General features: G+C 73.2%; 20 protein-coding genes and 1 other RNA gene. 6 read left to right on the top strand and 15 right to left on the bottom strand.

The annotated features are described in order from the left end of the window. Positions 1–327: 327 nt before the first annotated feature. From VGL20_17980 to VGL20_17970, 3 genes are all read right to left on the bottom strand, one after another. Positions 328–1,143: an SDR family NAD(P)-dependent oxidoreductase gene (locus tag VGL20_17980; GenBank protein HEY2705575.1), complete on the bottom strand. Its 816-nt coding sequence runs from the start codon at positions 1,141–1,143 to the stop codon at positions 328–330. 22 nt (positions 1,144–1,165) lie between these two features. After that, on the bottom strand, positions 1,166–1,735 hold the full coding sequence (locus VGL20_17975; protein HEY2705574.1) for a hypothetical protein: 570 nt from the start codon (positions 1,733–1,735) through the stop codon (positions 1,166–1,168). Between the two features lie 159 nt (positions 1,736–1,894). After that, complete coding sequence (locus VGL20_17970) at positions 1,895–2,689, bottom strand: NAD-dependent protein deacylase (GenBank protein HEY2705573.1); 795 nt, start codon at positions 2,687–2,689, stop codon at positions 1,895–1,897. Between the two features lie 62 nt (positions 2,690–2,751). On the opposite strand from VGL20_17970, the gene VGL20_17965 reads away from it, so the two are divergent. Beyond that, positions 2,752–3,597 carry a class I SAM-dependent methyltransferase gene (locus VGL20_17965; GenBank protein HEY2705572.1) on the top strand — a complete coding sequence of 282 codons (846 nt, stop codon included), beginning with the start codon at positions 2,752–2,754 and terminating at the stop codon, positions 3,595–3,597. Here the strand turns inward: VGL20_17965 and VGL20_17960 are convergent. After that, positions 3,581–4,198: a DNA-3-methyladenine glycosylase I gene (locus VGL20_17960; GenBank protein ID HEY2705571.1), complete on the bottom strand. Its 618-nt coding sequence runs from the start codon at positions 4,196–4,198 to the stop codon at positions 3,581–3,583. The two genes, VGL20_17965 and VGL20_17960, sit on opposite strands and share 17 nt — an antisense overlap. A 338-nt stretch (positions 4,199–4,536) precedes the next feature. Between VGL20_17960 and VGL20_17955 the strand changes: the two genes are divergently transcribed. From VGL20_17955 to VGL20_17940, 4 genes are all read left to right on the top strand, one after another. Beyond that, positions 4,537–4,917 carry a hypothetical protein gene (locus tag VGL20_17955; GenBank protein HEY2705570.1) on the top strand — a complete coding sequence of 127 codons (381 nt, stop codon included), beginning with the start codon at positions 4,537–4,539 and terminating at the stop codon, positions 4,915–4,917. A gap of 132 nt (positions 4,918–5,049) precedes the next feature. Next, entirely contained in the window at positions 5,050–6,243 is a 1,194-nt protein-coding gene (chrA, locus tag VGL20_17950; protein HEY2705569.1) for a chromate efflux transporter, read from the top strand. A gap of 74 nt (positions 6,244–6,317) precedes the next feature. After that, positions 6,318–6,878 carry a Chromate resistance protein ChrB gene (locus VGL20_17945; GenBank protein ID HEY2705568.1) on the top strand — a complete coding sequence of 187 codons (561 nt, stop codon included), beginning with the start codon at positions 6,318–6,320 and terminating at the stop codon, positions 6,876–6,878. Between the two features lie 10 nt (positions 6,879–6,888). Continuing rightward, the gene (locus tag VGL20_17940; protein HEY2705567.1) at positions 6,889–7,323 is read left to right on the top strand and encodes a chromate resistance protein ChrB domain-containing protein; all 435 of its coding nucleotides are present in this window, start codon (positions 6,889–6,891) and stop codon (positions 7,321–7,323) included. Positions 7,324–7,442: 119 nt separating this feature from the next. On the opposite strand, the gene ssrA is transcribed toward VGL20_17940, so the two are convergent. Beyond that, positions 7,443–7,818: a transfer-messenger RNA gene (ssrA, locus tag VGL20_17935) on the bottom strand. Between the two features lie 113 nt (positions 7,819–7,931). On the opposite strand from ssrA, the gene hflX reads away from it, so the two are divergent. Beyond that, the gene (gene hflX / locus VGL20_17930) at positions 7,932–9,239 is read left to right on the top strand and encodes a GTPase HflX (protein HEY2705566.1); all 1,308 of its coding nucleotides are present in this window, start codon (positions 7,932–7,934) and stop codon (positions 9,237–9,239) included. Positions 9,240–9,253: 14 nt separating this feature from the next. On the opposite strand, the gene smpB is transcribed toward hflX, so the two are convergent. The 10 genes from smpB to ileS form a co-directional block, all read right to left on the bottom strand. Then, a complete protein-coding gene (gene smpB / locus VGL20_17925) occupies positions 9,254–9,724 on the bottom strand; it encodes an SsrA-binding protein SmpB (protein ID HEY2705565.1) in 471 nt (156 codons plus the stop codon). Positions 9,725–9,737: 13 nt separating this feature from the next. Further along, on the bottom strand, positions 9,738–10,484 hold the full coding sequence (gene bluB / locus VGL20_17920; GenBank protein HEY2705564.1) for a 5,6-dimethylbenzimidazole synthase: 747 nt from the start codon (positions 10,482–10,484) through the stop codon (positions 9,738–9,740). Further along, positions 10,481–11,407, bottom strand: coding sequence for a methionyl-tRNA formyltransferase (gene fmt / locus VGL20_17915; protein HEY2705563.1), 927 nt, complete (start codon positions 11,405–11,407; stop codon positions 10,481–10,483). Before fmt ends, bluB begins: the two co-directional genes overlap by 4 nt. Positions 11,408–11,415: 8 nt before the next feature. Then, on the bottom strand, positions 11,416–11,934 hold the full coding sequence (gene def / locus VGL20_17910; GenBank protein ID HEY2705562.1) for a peptide deformylase: 519 nt from the start codon (positions 11,932–11,934) through the stop codon (positions 11,416–11,418). Positions 11,935–11,942: 8 nt separating this feature from the next. Next, positions 11,943–13,952, bottom strand: a complete 2,010-nt coding sequence (gene priA / locus VGL20_17905) for a primosomal protein N' (protein HEY2705561.1) — start codon at positions 13,950–13,952, stop codon at positions 11,943–11,945. An 82-nt stretch (positions 13,953–14,034) separates the two neighbouring features. Further along, positions 14,035–15,279, bottom strand: coding sequence for a bifunctional phosphopantothenoylcysteine decarboxylase/phosphopantothenate--cysteine ligase CoaBC (gene coaBC / locus VGL20_17900; GenBank protein HEY2705560.1), 1,245 nt, complete (start codon positions 15,277–15,279; stop codon positions 14,035–14,037). Continuing rightward, positions 15,260–15,829 carry a guanylate kinase gene (gene gmk, locus VGL20_17895; protein ID HEY2705559.1) on the bottom strand — a complete coding sequence of 190 codons (570 nt, stop codon included), beginning with the start codon at positions 15,827–15,829 and terminating at the stop codon, positions 15,260–15,262. The genes coaBC and gmk overlap by 20 nt, the downstream gene beginning before the upstream one ends. Continuing rightward, the gene (locus tag VGL20_17890; protein HEY2705558.1) at positions 15,826–16,752 is read right to left on the bottom strand and encodes an RluA family pseudouridine synthase; all 927 of its coding nucleotides are present in this window, start codon (positions 16,750–16,752) and stop codon (positions 15,826–15,828) included. The genes gmk and VGL20_17890 overlap by 4 nt, the downstream gene beginning before the upstream one ends. After that, positions 16,749–17,291 carry a signal peptidase II gene (gene lspA / locus VGL20_17885; protein ID HEY2705557.1) on the bottom strand — a complete coding sequence of 181 codons (543 nt, stop codon included), beginning with the start codon at positions 17,289–17,291 and terminating at the stop codon, positions 16,749–16,751. The genes VGL20_17890 and lspA overlap by 4 nt, the downstream gene beginning before the upstream one ends. After that, positions 17,240–20,063, bottom strand: a 2,824-nt coding sequence (ileS, locus tag VGL20_17880; GenBank protein HEY2705556.1) for an isoleucine--tRNA ligase, incomplete at its 5' end; no start/stop codon positions are given. The genes ileS and lspA, both read right to left, overlap by 52 nt.

Genomic DNA, 20,063 nt, shown 5'->3' with positions numbered 1-20,063 from the left:
CCGAACGGACCAGCGGCGTGGACGCCGGGCGATCATCTGTTCCCCTCGCGGCTCATGGACATTTCGCGCGGGCGCCACAGCTCCATCCCGTGGGAACGCGCGGCGACCAGCGGTCGACCCGGTTCCGCCATCCATCCTCCTCGCCCCCCCCGGAAGCCGGTGGGAGGCTCCCGTCCTACATCTAGAGATGGTCGATACGCGACAGATATTGCGACGGGCGGCAGGCGATCGGTAGATGCATTTAGAGGTATCGGTCCGCGACGGGTACGAGTTCGACCCGCCGCCGGCGACACCGCGGGGGCCGGCGACACCACCGGGGGCCGCGACCTACTCGGGCTGATCGCCTCGCCGGTCGCGTCGGAGGGTCGCCTCGTAGGTGTGGCGCACGCCCGCCCGGAAGGGGCCCGGGAGGACGGAGCGCAGCGCCGCGGCGACCGCGAGCGACCGCGGGACGGTGACCGAGGCGCGCTCGCGCCGCACCGCGTCGAGGATCGCGGCGCTCACCCGCCCCGGCTCCAGCCGGGTCCGCGCCGCGCTCGGCGGGAGGTGGCGGACCGCCTCGGCCGTGAAGATGTCGGTGCGCACGACGCCCGGGTTCACCCAGCAGACGTGGACTCCGAGGCGGGCGAGCTCCGGCGCGGACGCCTCGCTCAGCGCGAGGAGCGCGGCCTTGGACGCCGAGTAGCCCGCCTCCCACGTCCAGGGGATCGCCCCCGCGATCGACGCCACGTTGACCACCACCCCATGCCGGCGCGCGGTCATGTGGGGAAGCACCGCGAGGAGGCAGGCGGCGGCGCCGAGGTAGTTGACCCGCATCACCCGCTCGAGGTCGGCGACCGTGCAGTCGCGGAGCGCGCGGTGGAGCCCGACGCCGGCGTTGTTCACGAGGACGTCGACGCGCCCGTGCCGCTCCACCACCCCGGCGACGGTGCGCTCCACCGCGGCGGCGTCGGTGACGTCGCAGACCACCGTCTCCCCCGGGGTGCCCCGCCTCGCCATCTCGGCGGCGAGGTCGCGGAGCAGGGGCTCGCGGCGGGCCACGCCGACGACCGTCGCACCGGCGGCGGCGAGGTCGAGGGCGGTCGCGCGGCCGATCCCGCTCGACGCCCCGGTGACCAGGGCGACGGCTCCGTCCAGCCTCATCGGCGCGGCGGCGCCCCGGCGCTCAGGACGGGGGCAGGTAGCGCGGCGGCGGGGTGTAGCCGGTGGCGGAGGCTGAGGTCTCGGTGGACGGGGCCGGCGGCGGCGGCTGATCGCGGTCGCGGGCGGTGAACGGGGGCCGCTGCTGCCCCTGCGACCGCTGCTTGAGGTGGGCGAACAGCCGGACCAGCAGGATGGGGGTGGCGATCGCGACCGCGCCGGTCACGAACGTCAGCCGGTTGGGCAGGTTGGAGGCGTCGCCGAGCCCCTGGTAACAGAAGTAGCCGCTGATGAAGGAGAGCACGATGATCACGCCCATGCTCACCACCAGCAGCAGCTCCTGGTTGCTGTCCTGGAGGAGGGGATGCGAGGGGAAGCGCGCCCGCAGCGCCCGGTACATGTTCAGCGCCGTCCACGAGTCGAGCATGATGCCGCTGACGACGGCGAGGACGCTGATCGTCCAGCGGAAGGCGCTGAGGTGCTGGACGATGAAGGCGGCGATGTTCACCACGATCAGCAGCACCGGGGTGATGCCGCCGATCACCGGGATGATCCAGGCCCTCGCGATCTCCCAGGGGGTGCGCTTCTCCCGCACCGGCGACGGCTCCGGGGGTCGGCTCGCACGTCGTCGCCGCAACATGCGGCATAGAGTACGGGTCGCCAGCCCGGCCTGGGTGGCCGCCAGCGCCCCGTGACCATGCGGCCCTGGCTCGCTGCGCTCACGCGCAGGATGGAGGGGGACTCCCCCAGGCCATCAGCTCCCTCGTCGCTGACAGCCTTCCCCCTGGGCACGAGGGCCGAGGACGGAGCTCACCAGCGCGGGGAGCACGTCCCCGGAACGACCATGGATGAGGGCGCTGGCGGCCTCGTCGAGGTCGGTCTCGCCGTCGTTGACGATCACCAGGCGGGCGCCGCGGCGGGCGGCGGCGAGGGGCACGCCGGCGGCGGGCCACACCGAGAGGGTCGAGCCGACCGCGAGGCAGACGTCGCAGCGTTCCGCCACCGCCATCGCGCGCTCGACGTCGGCCTCGATCAGCGCCTGGCCGAAGCTGATCGTCGCCGACTTCAGAAGCCCGCCGCAGGCCTCGCAGTGGGGGTCGTCGTCACCCTCGCGGACGCGGTCGAGCACCACCTCCATGGGCAGGCGCAGACCGCAGTCGAGGCAGCCCGCGCGCCGGGTGGTGCCGTGGATCTCGATGACGTCGGCCGACCCGGCCTGCTGGTGGAGACCGTCGATGTTCTGGGTCACCACCACCCGCACCAGGCCGGCCCGCTCGAGGTCGACCACGGCGCGGTGGCCGGCGTTGGGCCGGGCGGTGTCGACCGGCGACTCCAGCCGGTTGCGCCAGGTCTCGCGGCGCACCTCGGGGTCGGCGAGGAAGCTCTGGATGGTGAAGCGCGCCGGGTCGCGGGTGCGCCAGATCCCGTTGGGACCGCGGAAGTCGGGGATGCCGGACTCGGTGGAGATGCCCGCGCCGGTGAACACCAGCACCTCGCGGGCGCCGGCGATCCAGGAGGCGACGACACGCAGCGGATCGTCGGCGGGCATCATCGGAGTCTAGGGTGCGGGGATGCGCTCCACCACCACGCGGCAGCGATGCGGAGGTCCGGGTGAACGCCAACACCGAGCAGGAGCGGTTCTGGAACGACGAGGCCGGGCCCGCCTGGGTCGAGCACCAGGAGCGGCTCGACGCCCTGGTCGGGCCGTTCGGCGAGCTCAGCCTCGACGCCGGGGCACCCGCCCCGGGCGAGTGGGTCCTCGACGCCGGCTGCGGCACCGGGGCGACCGTCCTCGAGCTCGCCGCGCGGACCGGACCGGCGGGACGCGTGGTCGGGATCGACATCTCGGAGGTGATGCTGGACCTGGCCCGGAGCCGGGTCGCCGCGGCCGGCCTCGGCACCGTCGAGCTGCGTCGCGCCGACGCCCAGGTGGCGGAGCTGCCGGCAGGGGCGTTCCACCTGGTCCACTCCCGCTTCGGGGTGATGTTCTTCGCCGACCCGGTGGCGGCGTTCGCCAACCTCGGCTCGGCGCTGCGCCCGGGGGGACGGCTCGCCTTCGTCTGCTGGCAGGCGCCCGACCGGAACCCGTGGTTCTCGGTGCCGATCGCAGCGGTCTCGGGCATCCTCGAGGCGCCCCCGGCTCCCGCGCCGGGCTCGCCCTCGCCGTTCGCCCTCGCCGAGGCCGGGGTGACGCGGGCCATCCTCGAGCGGGCGGGGTTCTCGGAGATCGCCGTCGAGGGCCGGGAGCGGCCGGTCCGCCTCGCCGGCCCCGGCGAGGCCGGGAGCGTCGGGGAGATCGCGCTGTCGGTGCTCCCGGTGCGCGCCGCCTACGCCGCCGCCGCACCCGAGGTGCAGGGACGCGCCCGGACCGCGGTGCAGACGGCGCTCGCCCCCTTCGCCGGCCCCGAGGGCGTGGCGCTGCCCGGCAGCGTCTGGGTGGTCACGGCGCGGCGCTGAGCCCGGATCGGCGCACCGGCCTGGGGAACCCGACCCGGTCACGCTCGACCTGCTCCCGCGCCGCGCACCCGTCGAGGTGATCGTTGACCAGTCCCATCGCCTGCATGAAGGAGTACGCGGTGGTCGGACCCACGAACGACCAGCCCCGCGTCCGCAGGTCCCCGCTCATCGCCCGGGCCCGGTCGGTGGTGGCCGGCTCGTACTCCCAGACGTAGGCGGCGAGGCTGCCGAACTCCTCGCGCAGAGCCCTGCAGCGGCCGGCATTGTTGACCGTCGCGGCGATCTTCCCGCGGTGTCGGACGATGCCCGTGTCGCCGAGCAGCCGGGCCACGTCCGCGTCGCCGAAGCCGGCCACCGCGTCGATGTCGAATCCCGCGAATGCGGCGCGGAAGTGCTCGCGCTTGCGCAGGATGGTCAGCCAGCTGAGCCCCGCCTGGAAGCCCTCGAGGCAGAGCTTCTCGAACAGCCGCACGTCGTCGCCGCAGGGACGGCCCCACTCCTCGTCGTGGTACCGCACATAGAGCGGGTCGCTCCCCGCCCACCAGCAGCGGGCCACGCCGTCCGGTCCCACCACCACACCGGGCGGCTGTTCGACAGGCACCCACCCATGCTAATCGTCAACCGGCGTAGGCTCGGCCCATGCGCGGGAAGCCCAGCCGGCCCGGGGGGTGCCGCGCGCTGGCCCCGACCACTGCGGCGCCGGCGGCCCTGATCGCCCTGACGCTCGTGGTCCTGCTCGTTGCATGTGGCAGCGATGAACCTCGGACACCAACCGTTCCACCCTTTCCGTCGCCGATACCGGCGAGCACGCCGCTGGCCACGGCGTCCCCCCCGCCATCCGGCCCCGCAACGACCCGCTGCTCACCTGCAGCCGCTGTACCCGCCGATGCCCTGGTCGCATTCGGCGCCACCCTCGCGGCGTGGAATGCCCATCACGAGATGGATCCCCTGCGCGCCGATTTCTACCTTCCGTACCTCAACGACGGCCTGGACAGGTACAGCCATGTGCTCTGCACCCCCGCAGGCCGCGTCATCAGCTACCGCGTCAATCACATCCCCCCGATCGGCGTCAGCCAGACCAGGGCAGCCTTCCGAAGCGAGCTCCCGGGCGACGCCGTACTCGTCCACGACACGGTGCAGTTCGGCTGTGAGCACATCCAGTATCGAAGCGCGGCCTTGGCACGGGCCCTGGCAGGGGATGACCCCGACGGCGTCGTGGACGGCGCCATCATCCTGCCGTCGGACCCTGTTCAGGGAGGGGTGGTGACGCTCTTCATCGACGCCACGGCCCCACTCAATCAGCTTCCAGCAGCCTGCTGAGGGGCGTTCAGGCCGGACCGGTTGAGTATGGTCTGCAGCGTAGGCTACGATTCCCATCCTCCAGCAACGCCACCGAGGGACGTCATGCTCGGGAGGCTGAGGCAGCGCAGAACGGCTGCCGCTGTTCCGACCGTGGTCGATGCGGACGGGAGCGGCGTGGACGCCGCCTCGCCGGCTCCCGTGGGCAGCTTCGCCGCCTTGCTGCGGTACTTCCTCTATCTGGGCACCTTCGGATTCGGCGGCCCCATCGCCAGCGTCGGCTACATGCAGCGCGATCTCGTGGAGCGTCGCCGATGGCTCGACCGGCAGGAGTTCCTGAACGGGGTCGCCCTCGGCCAGATGATGCCGGGACCCCTTGCGGCGCAGGTGGCGATGTGGGTCGGCTACCTGCGGAAGGGAGCGCCGGGGGCCGCGATCATCGCCCTGCCTTTCATCCTCCCGTCCTTCATCCTGGTCGTGAGCGTCGCCGTCGTGTACGTGCACTACGAGGGCGTCCCCGTCGTCCAGGCGCTCTTCTACGGCATCGCCCCAGGGGTCATGGCGATCATCGTCCTCGCCGCCATCAAGCTGGCCCGCCTCACCAATCGACGTGACGCCAGGCTGTGGGCCATCTCCGCGGTGATCATGACGATCACCGCCGCGACCGGAGCCGAGATCGCCCTGCTGTTCATCGGGGCGGGTCTGCTCATGGTGGCCGCCGAGGCGCCCCCGCGCTGGCTGCGACTCCCGGGACGCGCGGCTCTGCTCGTTCCCTCCGGCGGCAGCCATCCCAGCCTGGTTGCGGCGACCGCGGTGACGCTGTCCGCGGGAACCCTTGCGACCCTCGGCCTGTTCTTCCTCAAGGCGGGGACGTTCATCTTCGGCAGCGGCCTGGCGATCGTCCCCTTCCTGCGCGAGGGAGTTGTCCACGACCACCACTGGCTGACCGAGCGTCAGTTCCTCGACGCCGTCGCCATGGGCCTGATCACGCCAGGGCCCGTGGTGATCACGGCGGCCTTCATCGGCTACCTGGTGGCCGGCTTCGCCGGAGCGGTGGTGGCGACCGTCGCCATCTTCACGCCGATCTACCTCGGCGTGGTGGTCCCGGGGCGCTGGTTCATCCGCCACCGGGAGAACAGCCAGCTGAAGGCGTTCGTCAAGGGAGCCACGGCCGCGGCGGCGGGCGCCATCGCCGGAGCGACCATCGTCCTCATCCGGGGCGCTGTCGTGGACCTCGCCACCACGGCCATCGCGCTGGCCAGCCTGGCCCTGATCTGGAAGCTGAAGGTCAAGGAGCCGTTCATCGTGCTCGGCTGCGCCGGTGCGGGTCTCCTCCTGCACCGCTGAGGGCGTGGGAGGGAGGACCACGCCCAGAGCTCGATAAGTAGCCTACGCTACCTTTCGCATACACTGGCACCGCGATGCCTGCCCAACCCTCCCCAACCTGGCTCGTCCTGGCCTGGCGGCTGCCCACCGGCGGCAGCACCGAGCGGGTGGGGATGTGGCGATCGCTTCGCCGGCTCGGCGCCACCGTCCTCACGCCCGGCGCCGCCGCCCTGCCCTTCACCGAGGAGCTGGAGGAGCAGTTGGACTGGTTGGCGCAGGAGGTGGAACAGCACGGGGGCGATGCCTGGGTGCTCCCGGTGACGCGGCTCCCGGGCGGCGAGGAGAGACGCATCCGGGCCCGCATCATCGCCGACCGCCAGGCGGAGTACGACGCCCTTCGAGAGGACGCGATGACGTTCCTCCGGCGAGCCGGCGAGCACCCTGGCCCGGGGACCGACGCCGACTACGCGGTGCGGCTGCGGACCGAGAACGAGCTCGTGGCCCTCCAACGCCGCTTCCAGAAGATCCGTACCCGTGACTACCTGAACGCTCCGGGCCGCCGCGAGGCCGCCACCACCATCGACCGATGCCTCGCCTTCCGGCAGGGCATCAGCCGCAAGCTGACGCCGGTGACCGACAGCGTTCCAGGCGCCTAGGAGAGCCGAGGTGCACTACGTCACCCGCGAGCGCATCCACGTCGACCGCATCGCCACCGCCTGGGCCATCCGCCGCTTCGTCGACCCCGAGGCGACCTTCGGCTTCATCCCCCGGAACGTCGAGGTCAGCGCCGTCGACGGAATCCCCTTCGATCTTCGGGGGGCGGAGCTCGGGCACCGCCGCGGGCGCTGCACTCTCGACGCCCTCATCGAGACGTACGAGCTGGCTGATGAGGGACTGCGGCGGATGGCGGCGATCGTCCGTGGCGCCGACCTCCCCCACGAGGACACGACACCGCTGGAGTCGCCAGGTGTCCTCGCGCTGTTCACCGGTGTTCGGGACGGCTGCTCGACCGATGAGGAGCGCCTCGAGCGCGGCTCCGTGGTGTGCGAGGCGCTCCACGCCTACTGTGCTCAGACACGTGAGGCGGGGCTGAGGTCATGACCGCCCGCCGGGCAGGGGCGGCAGCAGGTTGGACCCGGTGATCCGGTACAGCCTCATCGTCGAGGCCGCCGTGCTGACCAGGTGGGCCGCCACCGGGGCCGATTCCGAGTCGACCCCGGTGGTGGAGGCGCCGGGTATCGAACCCGGGTCCGAAGCCGCGTCCCGTGAGACCTCTACGAGCGTAGTCCCGGTTTTGATCTCACCCGAGCAACGCCCTGGGACCAGGCTGTGCTCGGGCCAGCCACGGTGGATGTCCCGCCCGGCGCCGTGGCGCCACCGGGCGGCAAGACCGCTGGTATTAACGTCGGGTCCGGACCCCGAGGCCGAGGGTCCGGTCGACGTCAGGCCGAAGCCTGAGCGTTTGCCTTACTCTGGCTTAGGCAGCGAGAGCGTAGGCGGGAGTGCTGTTCGCACATATATTTTTCCCGGTTTTACGAGCCCGGGGCTCGGCTCGCCATCCCACAATCCACGACCCCGTCGAAACCATACGCCCCCATCACCGGGGTGCCAGGCAGGCGGGCATGCGACCGCGTGAGGCTGTCATGGTACCCCGCCGACCCTGCTTCAAACACGGTTCGCGGGGGTAGCCTTCCCGTAGTCTCTACATCATGGCCCAGACCAAGACCAAGACCCCGAACCAGCCCCCCACTCTCAGCGGCGCCGACCCCACCGTCGGGGCCACGATCACCCGGGTCGCCCTGATCGGCACCCACAGCGGTGGCAACCGCCGCGAGGGTGCGGAGATCCAGCTCGACGAGCTCGAGGAGCTGGCGCGCACCCTCGGAGCCGAGGTCGCCGACCGGCGCCTCATCCAGCTCCGCGAGCCCCATCCCGCCACCTATCTGCGCACCGGCACCGTCGAGACGATGGAGGCGGCGCTCGGTGAGCTGGACCGCCCCGCGGTGCTGGTCAACGATTCCCTGACCCCCCGCCAGCAGCGCAACCTGCAGGCCGCCTGGAAGGTCCCGGTGCTCGACCGCACCGAGGTCATCCTCGCCATCTTCGCCCGCCGGGCGCGCACCGCCGAGGGGCGCATCCAGGTGGAGATGGCCCAGCTCGAGCACCTCCTCCCCCGCCTCGCCGGCGGCTGGCGCCACCTCGAGCGCCAGCGCGGCGGCGTGGGCACCCGCAGCGGCCCGGGTGAGACCCAGATCGAGGTCGACCGCCGCCTCGTCGGCCAGCGGCTGAAGCGCCTGCGGGTCCGCCTCAAGGAGCTGGAGCGGCGGCGCACCACCCAGCGCAAGGCGCGGCTCGACGTCCCCCTCGCCACCTGCGCGCTGGTCGGCTACACCAACGCGGGCAAATCGACGCTGCTCAACCGGCTGACCAACTCGGACGTGCTCGCCGACGACCTGCTCTTCGCCACCCTCGACCCCACCTCGCGACTGCTCAGCCTGCCGTCCTCGCGCCGGGTGATCCTCACCGACACCGTCGGGTTCATCCAGAACCTGCCCACCGAGCTGGTCCAGGCCTTCGCCGCCACCCTCGAGGAGGTGCGCGCCGCCCGCATGCTCGCGGTCGTGGTCGACGCGTCGCACCCCGAGGCCCAGAGCCAGCTGACCACGGTGCTGGAGACGCTCCACTCCATGGACGCCGACCAGCCCGCGCTCCTGGTGGTCTCCAAGGCCGACCTGGTACCTCCCGCCGAGCTGCCCCATGTCGTCGCCGGCCTCCGCCAGATCGCCGAGACCGAGCCGATCGTGATCTCCTCGGTGACCGGGGACGGGCTGCGCGACCTCCGCGCCGCGATCGACGCCCTCGCCGCACAGGTGGTGATCGAGACCCGCTCCAACCGGCCGGTGCCCACCGCCGCCGCCGAGGACGAGGACGACGAGGAGGGCATGCTCGCGGAGGACGTGCTCGATCCCGGCGACGAGGAGGAGCCCCCGGGCCTCGCCCACAGCGCCGCGGTCTAGCCTCTGAGCCCGGACTAGTGCCGGGCGGCCACCCGGTCGGCCTCGCGCTTCGAGTCGCGCTCGGCCATCGCCTGCCGCTTGTCCCAGAGCTTCTTGCCCCGGGCGAGCCCGATCAGCAGCTTGATGCGGTTGCCCTTGACGTACATCCGCAGCGGCACCAGGGTCAGGCCCTGCTGGCGCACCTTGCCGTCGAGGTACTCGATCTCGCGGCGGTGGAGGAGCAGCCGCCGCCGCCGCTCGGGGTCGTGGTTGGCGATGTTGCCCTGGGCGTAGGGGCTGATGTGGACCTGGATGAGCCAGGCCTCGTTGCCCTCGACGCGCACGTAGCCCTCGGTGAGCTGGGTGCGGCCCGCGCGCAGCGACTTCACCTCGGTGCCGGTCAGCTCGACCCCCGCCTCGAAGGTCTCGAGGATGGCGTACTCGTGCGACGCCCGGCGGTTGCGCGCCAGGGTGCCGTCGGGCTCGGACTTCTTCTTCGTCGCCATGGTTGCTCTGTACTCAGACCGGGTCCGGGGCCGCTTCCCAGCGGGCGATCTCGGCCTCGGCGGCGGCGATCGCCGCGGCGGCCTCCGACCCGGGCGCGGGGGCGGCATCGTAACGCTCGAGGCGCACCAGGCCCTGCATCGACAGCCGCCCGCGCCAGCCCGCCTCCTCCAGCATCGGCCGGGGTCCCAGCTGCTGGGGCCAGCCCAGGCAGAGGTAGGCGACCGGCACCACGTGCGGGGGGATGCCGAGGATCTCGCGCAGCTCGCCGGACTTGATGATGCTCACCCAGCCCACCCCGAGGCCCTCGGCGCGGGCCGCCAGCCAGAGGTTCTCGACCGCGCAGCAGGTGCTGTAGACGTCGGTCTCGGGCTGGCTGTTGCGCCCCAGCACGTGGGTGCCGCCGCGGGTCGGGTCGCAGCTGACGCAGATGTTCACCGGCGCCTCGCGGATCCCCTCGAGCTTGAGGGCCAGGAACTCGGTGCGCCGCGGCTCGTCGTAGAAGCAGGCGGCCGCCTGGCGCTCGCGGAGGTAGAGGCCGTGCACCCTCGCCCGGGTCGCCTCGGAGCGGATCACGGTGAACGTCCAGGGCTGCATGAAGCCGACCGACGGGGCCCGGTGGGCGGCGGCGAGCACCCGGTAGACGAGGGCGTCGTCGACCGGGTCGGTGCGGAAGTGGCGGACGTCGCGGCGCTGGTGGATGGCCCGGTAGACGGCCTCGCGGTCGGCGCCGGCGAAGCGGTGGCGGCTGGGGTCGCTCATGGCGAGGGTGCGCGGCGGCCGCGCAGGTAGGCGGCGGCGTCCATCGGGCGGCGCCCCGGCGGCTGCACCCGCCGCACCGCGTAGACGCCGTCACGGGTGGCCACCTCGGCGACCTCGCGATCGGTGCGCAGCACCGTGCCGGGAGGCCCGACGTCGTCGCCCCGCGAGAGCGGCGCGCCGGCGAGCAGGCGCACCTCCGCTCCCCCCAGCGGGGCGGTCACCCCGGGCCAGGGGTCGAGCCCGCGCACCCTCCGGTCGACCTCGGCGGCGCCGACCTCCGACCAGTCGACCCGGCCGTCGTCGCGGCGCAGCCGGGGGGCGAGGGTGGCGGCGGCGCCGTCCTGCGGCTCGGCGGTCACGGTGCCGGCCTCGAGCCCGGCGAGCACCTCGACGAGCAGGTCCGCGCCCATGGCTGCGAGCCGCCCGGTCAGCTCGGGGGTGGCCTCGGTGGCCGCGATCGGGGTGGCGCGCATCGCGTACACCGGGCCGGTGTCGAGGCCCACGTCCATGCGCATGATCGAGACCCCGGTCTGTGCGTCGCCCGCGAGGATCGCCGCCGCCACCGGCGAGGCCCCCCGCCAGCGGGGCAGCAGCGAGGCGTGGACGTTGACGCCGCCGAGCCGCGGCCCCTCCAGCAGCGCGGCCGGGAGGATCTGGCCGTAGGCGGCAACAACCAGGGCGTCGATGCCGAGGTCGAGGAGCTCCGCGGTCGCCGCGGGCTCGCGGATCCGCGACGGCTGCAGCAGTGGCAGGCCGCGCTCGCGGGCGAGGTCGCCGACCGGGCGTGGCGCCGGGCGGCCCCGATCGCCGGGGCGCTCCGGCTGGGTCACCACCGCGGCGACGTCACAGCCGGCGTCGAGGCACGCCGCCAGCGACGGGACGGCGAAGTCCGCGGTGCCGAGGAACGCGATGCGGAGCGCCACGGTGGCTCCTAGACGGCGAGGGTGACCGCCTCGGACTCCTCGATCGCATCCTCCTCGCTGCCCACCGCCACCGGACGAAGGGTGTCGATGCTGGTGAGCTTGTCGATGAAGAGGACGCCGTCGAGGTGATCGATCTCGTGCAGGATGGCGCGCGCGAGCAGCCCCTCGCCCTTGATGCGCACCTCCTTGCCGTTGCGGTTCAGCGCCTTGATGGTGACCTTGTCGGCGCGGGCGACCTCGCCCACGAAGCCGGGGACGCTGAGGCAGCCCTCGAGGCCGATCTGCTCGCCCGAGGTGCGGACCACCTCGGGGTTGGCCAGCGTGTAGAGCTGGTTGTCCACCTTCATCACGATGACCCGGAGCTGCACGTCCACCTGGTTGGCGGCGAGGCCAACCCCGGGGGCGTCGAGCATGGTCTCGACCATGTCGTCCATCAGCCGGCGCACCGAGTCGTCGACCTTCGGCACCCGCCTGGCCTTGAGCCGGAGGCGGGGGTTGTCTTTGGTGATGATCCGGAGAAGCGCCACGCTGATCCTCAGAGGGCGGGATCGACGTCGATGCTCCAGCCCCGGTCTGTCGGAAGATGGGGAAGCGCTTCCTGGAGGGACGCCCCCCGCACCGTGATCTGCCACCGAAACTCGCCGCGAAGGCGGTGCAGGAACGCGGGCGTCGGCCCGAGGACGTCGACTCCCGAGCCGGGGGTCAGTGTACCAGAGAGCTTTTCGGCCGCCCTGCGGGCACGGCGCTCCGCCTCGGCGTCGTCGCGGTGCGAGAAGGTGCAGACGCAGAGCCGGCTGTAGGGCGGGAACCCGGTGGCGCGGCGGATGCGGATCTCCTCGTGGGCGAAGCCGAGGTAGTCGTGGCCCAGCGCGTGACGCACCGCGTAGTGGCCGGGGCTGTAGGTCTGCAGGATCACCCGCGCGGAGTGCTCGCCCCGGCCGGCTCGTCCCGCCACCTGGGTGAGCAGCGAGAACGTCACCTCGCCGCTCCGGTAGTCGGGGAGGTGGAGGGCGGTGTCGGCGTTGACCACCCCCACCAGCCGCACCCCGGCGAGGTCCCAGCCCTTGGTGACCATCTGGGTGCCGATCAGGCAGTCGGCGTCGCCCCGGGCGAAGGTGTCGTAGATCTCGAAGTAGGTGTCGCGCCGCTGCACGGTGTCGCGGTCCATCCGCAGCAGGCGCAGGGCGGGGAAGCGCTCGCGCACCACCCGCTCGAGCCGCTCGGTGCCCATCCCCAGCGCCCGGATCGCCGGCGAGCCGCAGGCCGGGCACTCCCGGGGCGGCGGCCGGGACGCGCCGCAGTAGTGGCAGGCGCAGAGCCCGCGACCCTGGTGGAAGACCAGGGCGACGCTGCAGTTGGGGCAGCCCAGGGCCTCCCCGCAGGAGCGGCAGACGATCACGGTGGCGGTGCCGCGGCGGTTGAGGAAGAGGATCGACTGGCCCCCGGCCCCGGCGCACTCCGCAAGGGCGCGCTCCAGCGACTGCGAGAGTGGGCTGCGGTTGCCGGCGCGCAGCTCCTCGCGCAGGTCGACCACCTCGATCGGCGGCAGCGCCCGCCCGGCGATGCGGTCGGGCAGGGTGGCGAGCTCGAGGTCGCCGCCGTGGGCGCGGAAGAAGGTCTCCAGCCGGGGCGTCGCCGACCCCAGCACCACCGGGGCGCCGCACAGCCGGCCGAGCTCGAGGGCGGTCTCGACGGCGTGGTAACGGGGCACCCGGTCCTGCTTGTAGGCGGAGGCGTCCTCCTCGTCCACGACCACCACGCCGAGGTCGGCGATCGGGGCGAAGACCGCGCTCCGCGAGCCCACCACGACGTCGGCGCCGCCCTCGCGCACCCGCCGCCAGGTGGCCGCCCGCTCCGCGTCGGTGAGCCCAGAGTGCATCAGCACCACCCGCCCCGGGAAGCGGGCGGCGAAGCGCCGGATGGTCTGCGGGGTGAGGCTGATCTCGGGCACCAGGACGAGGGCGCGGCGGCCGGCGGCGAGCGCGGCGGCGATGGCGACGAGGTAGACCTCGGTCTTGCCGCTGCCGGTGACCCCGCGGAGCAGCAGGCGGTGGTGGCGGCCCTCGGCGATGGCGAGCAGGAGCGGGGCGGCGGCGAGCCGCTGCGCGTCGGTGAGCGGCGGCGCGACCTCGGCCTCGCCGGTCTCGGCGGCCTCCCGGGCACCGCGGGACGTGCTCCGCGGCCCCCGCTTCCGCCCCCGGGGACGGGCGGACCGCACCCCGGACGGCAGCATCGCCTTGACCACCTCGCCGAGCGGCGCCCGGTAGCGCTCGGCGACCCACCGCCCCAGCAGGACGAGGTGGGGGAGCAGCGGGGGCGGCTCGTCGAGCACCTCGACGATCGCCCGGGCCTCGAACTCGGTCGTGGCGACCCGCTCGACGACGTGGCCGATCACCTCCCGCTCGCCGAACGGCACCCGCACCCGGGCCCCGGGCACCGCGCTCAGGTCGAGGTCGGCGCCCACCGAGTAGGTGAAGATGTCCCGTGGGAGGATCGAGCGCAGCTCGGGGACGACCGTCGCGTAGGGCAGGGAGCACTCGGGCACGGGGGTGATTCTGACAGCGAACATCCATTCGGAGAGGGTGGAGTGGACGCGCCACGGTTCTCACCGGGGGAGGCTTCGTCCCTCAGGCCTGCGCTCGGGCCGCCCACCGGGCGCCGATGATCTCCAGCACCCGCCGGGCGACCTCGGGCTTGGGGGCACGGGTCAGCTCGGCGACCACGCCCTCGCGGCCGAGCACCGTCACCGCGCTCTCCTCGCCGCCCATGCCGGTGGCGACGTCGTTGGCGACGATGAGCTCCAGGCCCTTGCGCTCGAGCTTGGTGCGGGCGTTGTCGAGGAGGTCGTCGGTCTCGGCGGCGAACCCGACCACCATCACCCCCAGCTCGCGGGCCTGGTCGCGCACCGCGCAGAGGATGTCGGCGGTGGGGACGAGGTCGAGGCGCAGGGCGGTGTCGCCCTTCTTCAGCTTGCGCGGCGAGGGGTCGGCGGGCCGGTAGTCGGCGACCGCGGCGGCCATCACCAGGACGTCGGCGGCGGCGAGGTGCGCACGCACCGCCTCGAGCATCTCCGCGGCGGTGGCCACCCCCACCACCTCGAGGCGGGGATGGAGGGCGGGCGGCGCCAGGGTGGTGACCAGGGTGACCGCCGCCCCCAGCGCCAGCGCCTCGGTGGCGAGCGAGTTGCCCATCCGTCCGCTGCTGCGGTTGCCGAGGTAGCGCACCGGGTCGACCGGCTCGCGGGTGCCGCCGGCGGTGATCAGCAGGCGGCGTCCGGCCAGCGGGAGGGAGCCGTCGCCGGCGCCGAGCAGGGCGGCGCAGGCCTCGACCACGTCGGCGGGCTCGGCCATCCGTCCCATGCCCTCCGCGCCGCTGGCCAGCCGCCCCGCTCCCGGGCCCACCACCACCGCACCGCGGCCGCGCAGGGTGGCGAGGTGGCTCCGGGTGGCGGGGTGCTCCCACATCCGCGTCTCCATCGCCGGGGCGAGCAGCAGCGGCGCCACGCAGGCGAGCGCGGTGGCGGTGACCGCGTCGTCGGCGAGGCCGAGGGCGAGGCGGGCGCAGAGGTCGGCGGATGCGGGGGCGGCGACCTGGACCTCGGCCCAGCCGCCGAGGCCGAGGTGGGCCATCCCGTGGGCGGCGAGGCCCCCCTCCCCCGGCTCCCAGATGTCCGCGGCGACGGCGTGGCCGGAGAGGCTCTGGAAGGTCATGGGGGTGACGAAGCGGGCGGCGGCGGCGGTCATCGCCACCCGCACCTCCGCGCCCCGCCGGCGCAGCAGGGTGACGATCTCGCAGGCCTTGTAGGCGGCGATGCTGCCGCTGACGTAGAGGGCGACCCGGCGGCCCGCCAGGTCAGCCGGCGTTGGCGCCACAGCTGGCCTCAACGATGTCGAGGATCTGCTCCGCCGCGCGCTCGACGCTGTCGTTGACCACGAGGTGATCGTAGCGGGCCGCCTCGGCCATCTCGCGGACGGCATCGGCGTCGCGGCGGGCGAGGGCGTCGTCGTCGTCGGTGCCGCGGTCGCGCAGCCGCTGGCGAAGCACCTCGATCGAGGGCGGCAGCAGGAAGATGAAGATGGCGTCGGAGAGCCGCTCGCGCACCGCCGACGCCCCCTGCACGTCGATCTTGAGGACCACGTGCTCGCCCCGCGCGACCATCGCCTCCACCCGCCGGCGCGAGGTGCCGTAGCGGTTGCCGTGGACCACCGCGGTCTCGAGGAACTCGCCCGCCTGCTCGAGCCGGAGGAAGGTCTGATCGTCGACGAAGGTGTAGGAGACGCCGTCGACCTCGCCGGGCCGCGGCGGCCGGGTGGTGTAGGAGATGCTGTACCGCAGCCGCGGCTCGCGGCTGAAGAGGGCGTGGAGCACGGTGTCCTTGCCCACCCCGCTGGGCCCGCTCAGCACGATCACCCTCCCGCTCACAGGGTCCCCTCGCGGGCCTGCTGGAGCAGGTCGACCAGGTCGGCGGGGAGCGGGGCCTCATAGATCCGCTCGGCGCCGTCGGCGGGGTGGACGAGGCGGAGCTGGCGGGCGTGGAGGGCGGGGCGGCCGGCGTGGCGGTCGTCGCGGCGCCCGTAGATCGGGTCGCCGACCACGGGGCGGCCCACCCAGGCGAGGTGGACGCGGATCTGGTGGGTGCGCCCGCTCCGCAGCGAGACGTCGAGAACGGTGGCCGCGGCGAGCCGCTCGACCACCTGGAAGTTCGACTGCGCCGCCCGGCCGCCGTCGACCACCGCCATCCGCTGGCGCTGCCGCCGGTCGCGGGCGATCGGGGCGACGATCTCCCCGCTCGACTCGGCGAGGCTGCCCCAGACCATCGTCCAGTAGTTGCGCCCCAGGGTGCGACCGGCCAGCTGGGCGGAGAGCGCCCGGTGCGCGGCCTCGGTCTTGGCCACCACCAGCAGGCCGCTGGTGAAGCGGTCGAGGCGGTGGACGATGCCGGGCCGGTCCTCGCCGGCGGCGGTCGACCAGGTGTCGCCGCGCCGGCGCAGGGCGTCGGCGAGGGTGCCGGTGGGGTGGCCGGGGGCGGGGTGGACCACCAGGCCGGCGGGCTTGTCGATGACCGCGAGCCACTCGTCCTCGTGGACGATCCGCAGCTCCTCCTCCCCCTCCGCCGCGGCCGCCGCGGGCACCGCGCCGGCGGCGGGGGCGTCGGCCACCTCCACGCTGGTGCCCGGCTCGATGCGCTGGGAGGGACGGCCGGGGCGGCCGTCGACACGCACCCGGCCGGCGTCGATGAGCGCCCGGGCGGCGGTCCGGCTGATCCCCCGCTCGCGCACCATCCAGAGGTCGAGGCGCGGTGCGGACGCTCCGTCGGCGGGCTGCGGCTCCACCACCACGGTCACCGCGCGTGCTCGCCCGCGTTGACGGGACGCCGGCTCAGGGTGATCGCGGTGATCAGGATGCCGACGACGATGGCGGCGTCGGCGACGTTGAAGACCGGCCAGCGGTGGAGGTCGACGAAGTCGACGACGTAGCCCTGACGGAAGCGGTCGACGGCGTTGGCGGCGGCGCCGCCGAGCACCGCGCCGAGGGTGACCTGGGTGAGGACGCCGTTGCCGGCGCGGTGGCCGACCACCAGGATGTACACGCTCACCACCAGCGCCACCACCAGGAAGGCCGCCTGGAACCCGGGAAAGAGCCCGAAGGCGGCCCCGCTGTTGTGGATGTGGTGGATGGTGATCGGCCCGCTCGCCGGCACCTGGTCGCCGTAGGCGATGTCGCGCACCACCAGCCACTTGGTGAGGTGGTCGACGGCGAACACCACGATCGCCGCGCCGAGCAGGATGGAGAGGCCGCGCCAGGGCGAGCCGGCGGCACGTCCCCCGGTGCTCAGCGCCCCACCCCCAGCCGGACGTGCTGGCCGGCGACGGTGCCCTCCCACTCGGCGAGGACGCCGTCCCGGTCCGGGGTCTCGCCGTCGCGGAGCACGATCCGGGTGGCGAGGGTCTCGCGCTCGAGGTGCTCGCGGTGGGCCTCGACGGCGCGGCGCAGCTCCCCGCCGGTGTCGACGTCGAGGGTGATGCGGTCGTCGAGGGCGAGGCGCGCCTGCTTGCGCAGCTCGTTCACCTTGCGGCTCAGCTCGCGGATCATCCCCTCGCGGCGCAGCTCGTCGGTGAGCTCGGTGTCGAGCACCACGCCCTCGTGGTCGCCCTCCCGGGGGGTGTAGCCGACCGCCCTGACGTTGAGCTCCTCGGCGAAGATCGCCTCCAGCTCGGGGTCGAGGGGCGTGCCCAGCACCGTGGCCCCCGCCAGCGGCTGGCGCACCTTGATGCGGGCGGTCTCGCGCCCCGCCAGCCCCTCCTCGACGAGGCGGCGCAGCCGGGCCATCTCCGCGATCACCTCGGGGTCACGCATCACCGCCTGGGCGACCGGGTAGTCGGTGAGATGCACCGAGTCGGCGACGCCCTCCATCGGCGGCTCGTCGCCGGTGAGCCCGTTGAGGTTGCGGTAGATGCGTTCGGCGAGGAAGGGCATGAAGGGCGCGAGCAGCCGCGACAGGGTGTCGAGGACGGTGAAGAGGGTGGCGTAGGCGGCGCGCTTGTCGTCGTCGTCGCTGTCGGTCTTCCAGAAGCGGCGGCGGGAGCGGCGCACGTACCACCTCGACACGTCCTCGACGAAGCTCTCGATGACCCGCGAGGCGTCGGTTGCGTCGTGGGCGTCGAGGGCGGCGCGGACGCCGTCGACGGTCTGGGTGAGGCGGGCCAGCACCCAGCGGTCGAGCACCGGGCGCGCCGGCACCGGCGGCGCCGGCGCGGCGGGGTCGAAGCCGTCGATCTCCGCGTAGTCGACGAAGAACTTGTAGACGTTCCAGAGGGTGAGGATGAAGCGCCGCACCACCTCCTGGATCAGCTCCGGGGCGACCCGGTACTCGCTGCCCGCGGTCACGCTGGTGTAGAAGTACCAGCGGGTGGCGTCGGCCCCGAACTGGTCGAAGAGCTCGAAGGGGTTGATGATGTTGCCGCGCGACTTCGACATCTTCTTGCCGCGCTTGTCGACCACGTGGCTGAGGCAGATGACGTTCCGGTACGCCGGCCTGTCGAAGAGCAGGGTGCTCTCGGCGAGCAGGGTGAAGAACCATCCGCGGGTCTGGTCGATCGCCTCGCAGATGAAGTCGGCGGGGTGGCGCGCCTCGAACCGCTCGACGTTCTCGAACGGGTAGTGCCACTGCGCGAAGGGCATGGCGCCGCTGTCGTACCAGCAGTCGATGACGTCGGGACAGCGCCGCATCTCCCCGCCGCAGGCCTCGCAGGCGAGCACCACCTCGTCGATGAACGGCTTGTGCAGGTCGTCGTCGACGGTCAGGCCCAGCTCGGCGGTCGAGCCCACACAGCGCTGCGCGCCGCAGCCCTCGCAGATCCAGATCGGCAGCGGCGTGCCCCAGTAGCGGCTGCGCGAGACGTTCCAGTCGACCAGGTTCTCGAGCCAGTTGCCCATCCGGCCGTCGCGGATGTGCGGCGGCTGCCAGGCGACGCTGCGGTTGTGCTCGAGCAGCCGCTGCTTCACCGCGGTGGTGCGGACGAACCACGAGGTGAGCGCGTAGTAGATGAGCGGCGAGTCGCAGCGCCAGCAGAACGGGTAGGTGTGCTCGATGACCTCCGCCCGGAGCAGCCGGCCGGCCTCGCGCAGGTCCTCGATGATGCGGGGGTCGGCGGCCTTCACGAAGAGGCCACCGTAGCGCGCGTGCTCGGGGAGGAAGCAGCCGTCGAGCCCGACCACGTGGCGGATCGCCACCCCCGCCCTGCGGCAGAGCTCGAGGTCGGCCTCGCCGTAGGCGGCGGCGGTGTGGACGATCCCGGTGCCGTCGTCCATCGACACCAGCTGCGGCGCCGAGAGCACGACGAAGGCGCGGCCCTCGGGGAGCATCTCGGTGAAGAGCGGCTCGTAGGTCCGGTCGACGAGGGCGGACCCGGGGATGTGCTCGACCACCTCGCCCTCGCCGCGCAGCACCTCGAGCCGCTTCTCGGCGAGGATCACGTCGCCGCTCTCGATGCGCACCCGCACGTAGGTCTCGTCCGGGTGCACCGCGAGGGCGACGTTGCCGGGGAGGGTCCACGGCGTCGTCGTCCAGGCGAGCAGCGAGACGTCGCCGTCCTCGCCGGTGAGCCGGAACTTCACGTACACGGACGGGTCGGGGACGTGGTCGCGGTAGCCCTGGCTCAGCTCGTGCGAGCTCAGCGAGGTCTGGCAGCGCGGGCAGTAGGGCACCACCTTGTAGTCCTGCTCCAGCAGTCCCGCGTCCCAGATGCGCCTGAGGCTCCACCACACCGACTCGATGTAGGTGCTGTCGTAGGTGCGATAGGGGTGCTCCATGTCGAGCCAGAAGCCGAGCCGCTCGGTCATCGCCTCCCAGTCGTCGATGTACTCGCTCACCGACGCCTTGCAGAGGGCGTTGAAGCGGTCGACGCCGTACTCCTCGATCTGCCGCTTGCCGCTGATCCCCAGCTTGCGCTCCACCTCGAGCTCCACCGGCAGGCCGTGGGTGTCCCAGCCCGCCTTGCGGTCGACCTGGAAGCCGGACATCTGGCGGTAGCGGGGGAAGAGGTCCTTGAAGGCGCGGGTGAGCGCGTGGTGGATGCCCGGCCGGCCGTTGGCGGTGGGTGGCCCCTCGTAGAAGACGAAGGGCGGCGCCCCCTCGCGGCGCTCCAGGGTGCGC

Source organism: Candidatus Dormiibacterota bacterium, assembly GCA_036495095.1.
Taxonomy (GTDB): Bacteria; Chloroflexota; Dormibacteria; order Aeolococcales; family Aeolococcaceae; genus CF-96.
Note: the sequence above shows the minus strand (reverse complement) of the source record. Positions and strands in the feature narration are given on the sequence as shown.

Excerpts from the sequence above, each read along its gene's own strand:
- VGL20_17945 (HEY2705568.1), top strand. The coding sequence starts at position 6,318 with ATGCCTGCCCAACCCTCCCCAACCTGGCTCGTCCTGGCCTGGCGGCTG.
- VGL20_17970 (HEY2705573.1), bottom strand. The coding sequence starts at position 2,689 with ATGCCCGCCGACGATCCGCTGCGTGTCGTCGCCTCCTGGATCGCCGGC.
- VGL20_17955 (HEY2705570.1), top strand. The coding sequence starts at position 4,537 with ATGGATCCCCTGCGCGCCGATTTCTACCTTCCGTACCTCAACGACGGC.
- VGL20_17980 (HEY2705575.1), bottom strand. The coding sequence starts at position 1,143 with ATGAGGCTGGACGGAGCCGTCGCCCTGGTCACCGGGGCGTCGAGCGGG.
- smpB (HEY2705565.1), bottom strand. The coding sequence starts at position 9,724 with ATGGCGACGAAGAAGAAGTCCGAGCCCGACGGCACCCTGGCGCGCAAC.
- hflX (HEY2705566.1), top strand. The coding sequence starts at position 7,932 with ATGGCCCAGACCAAGACCAAGACCCCGAACCAGCCCCCCACTCTCAGC.
- bluB (HEY2705564.1), bottom strand. The coding sequence starts at position 10,484 with ATGAGCGACCCCAGCCGCCACCGCTTCGCCGGCGCCGACCGCGAGGCC.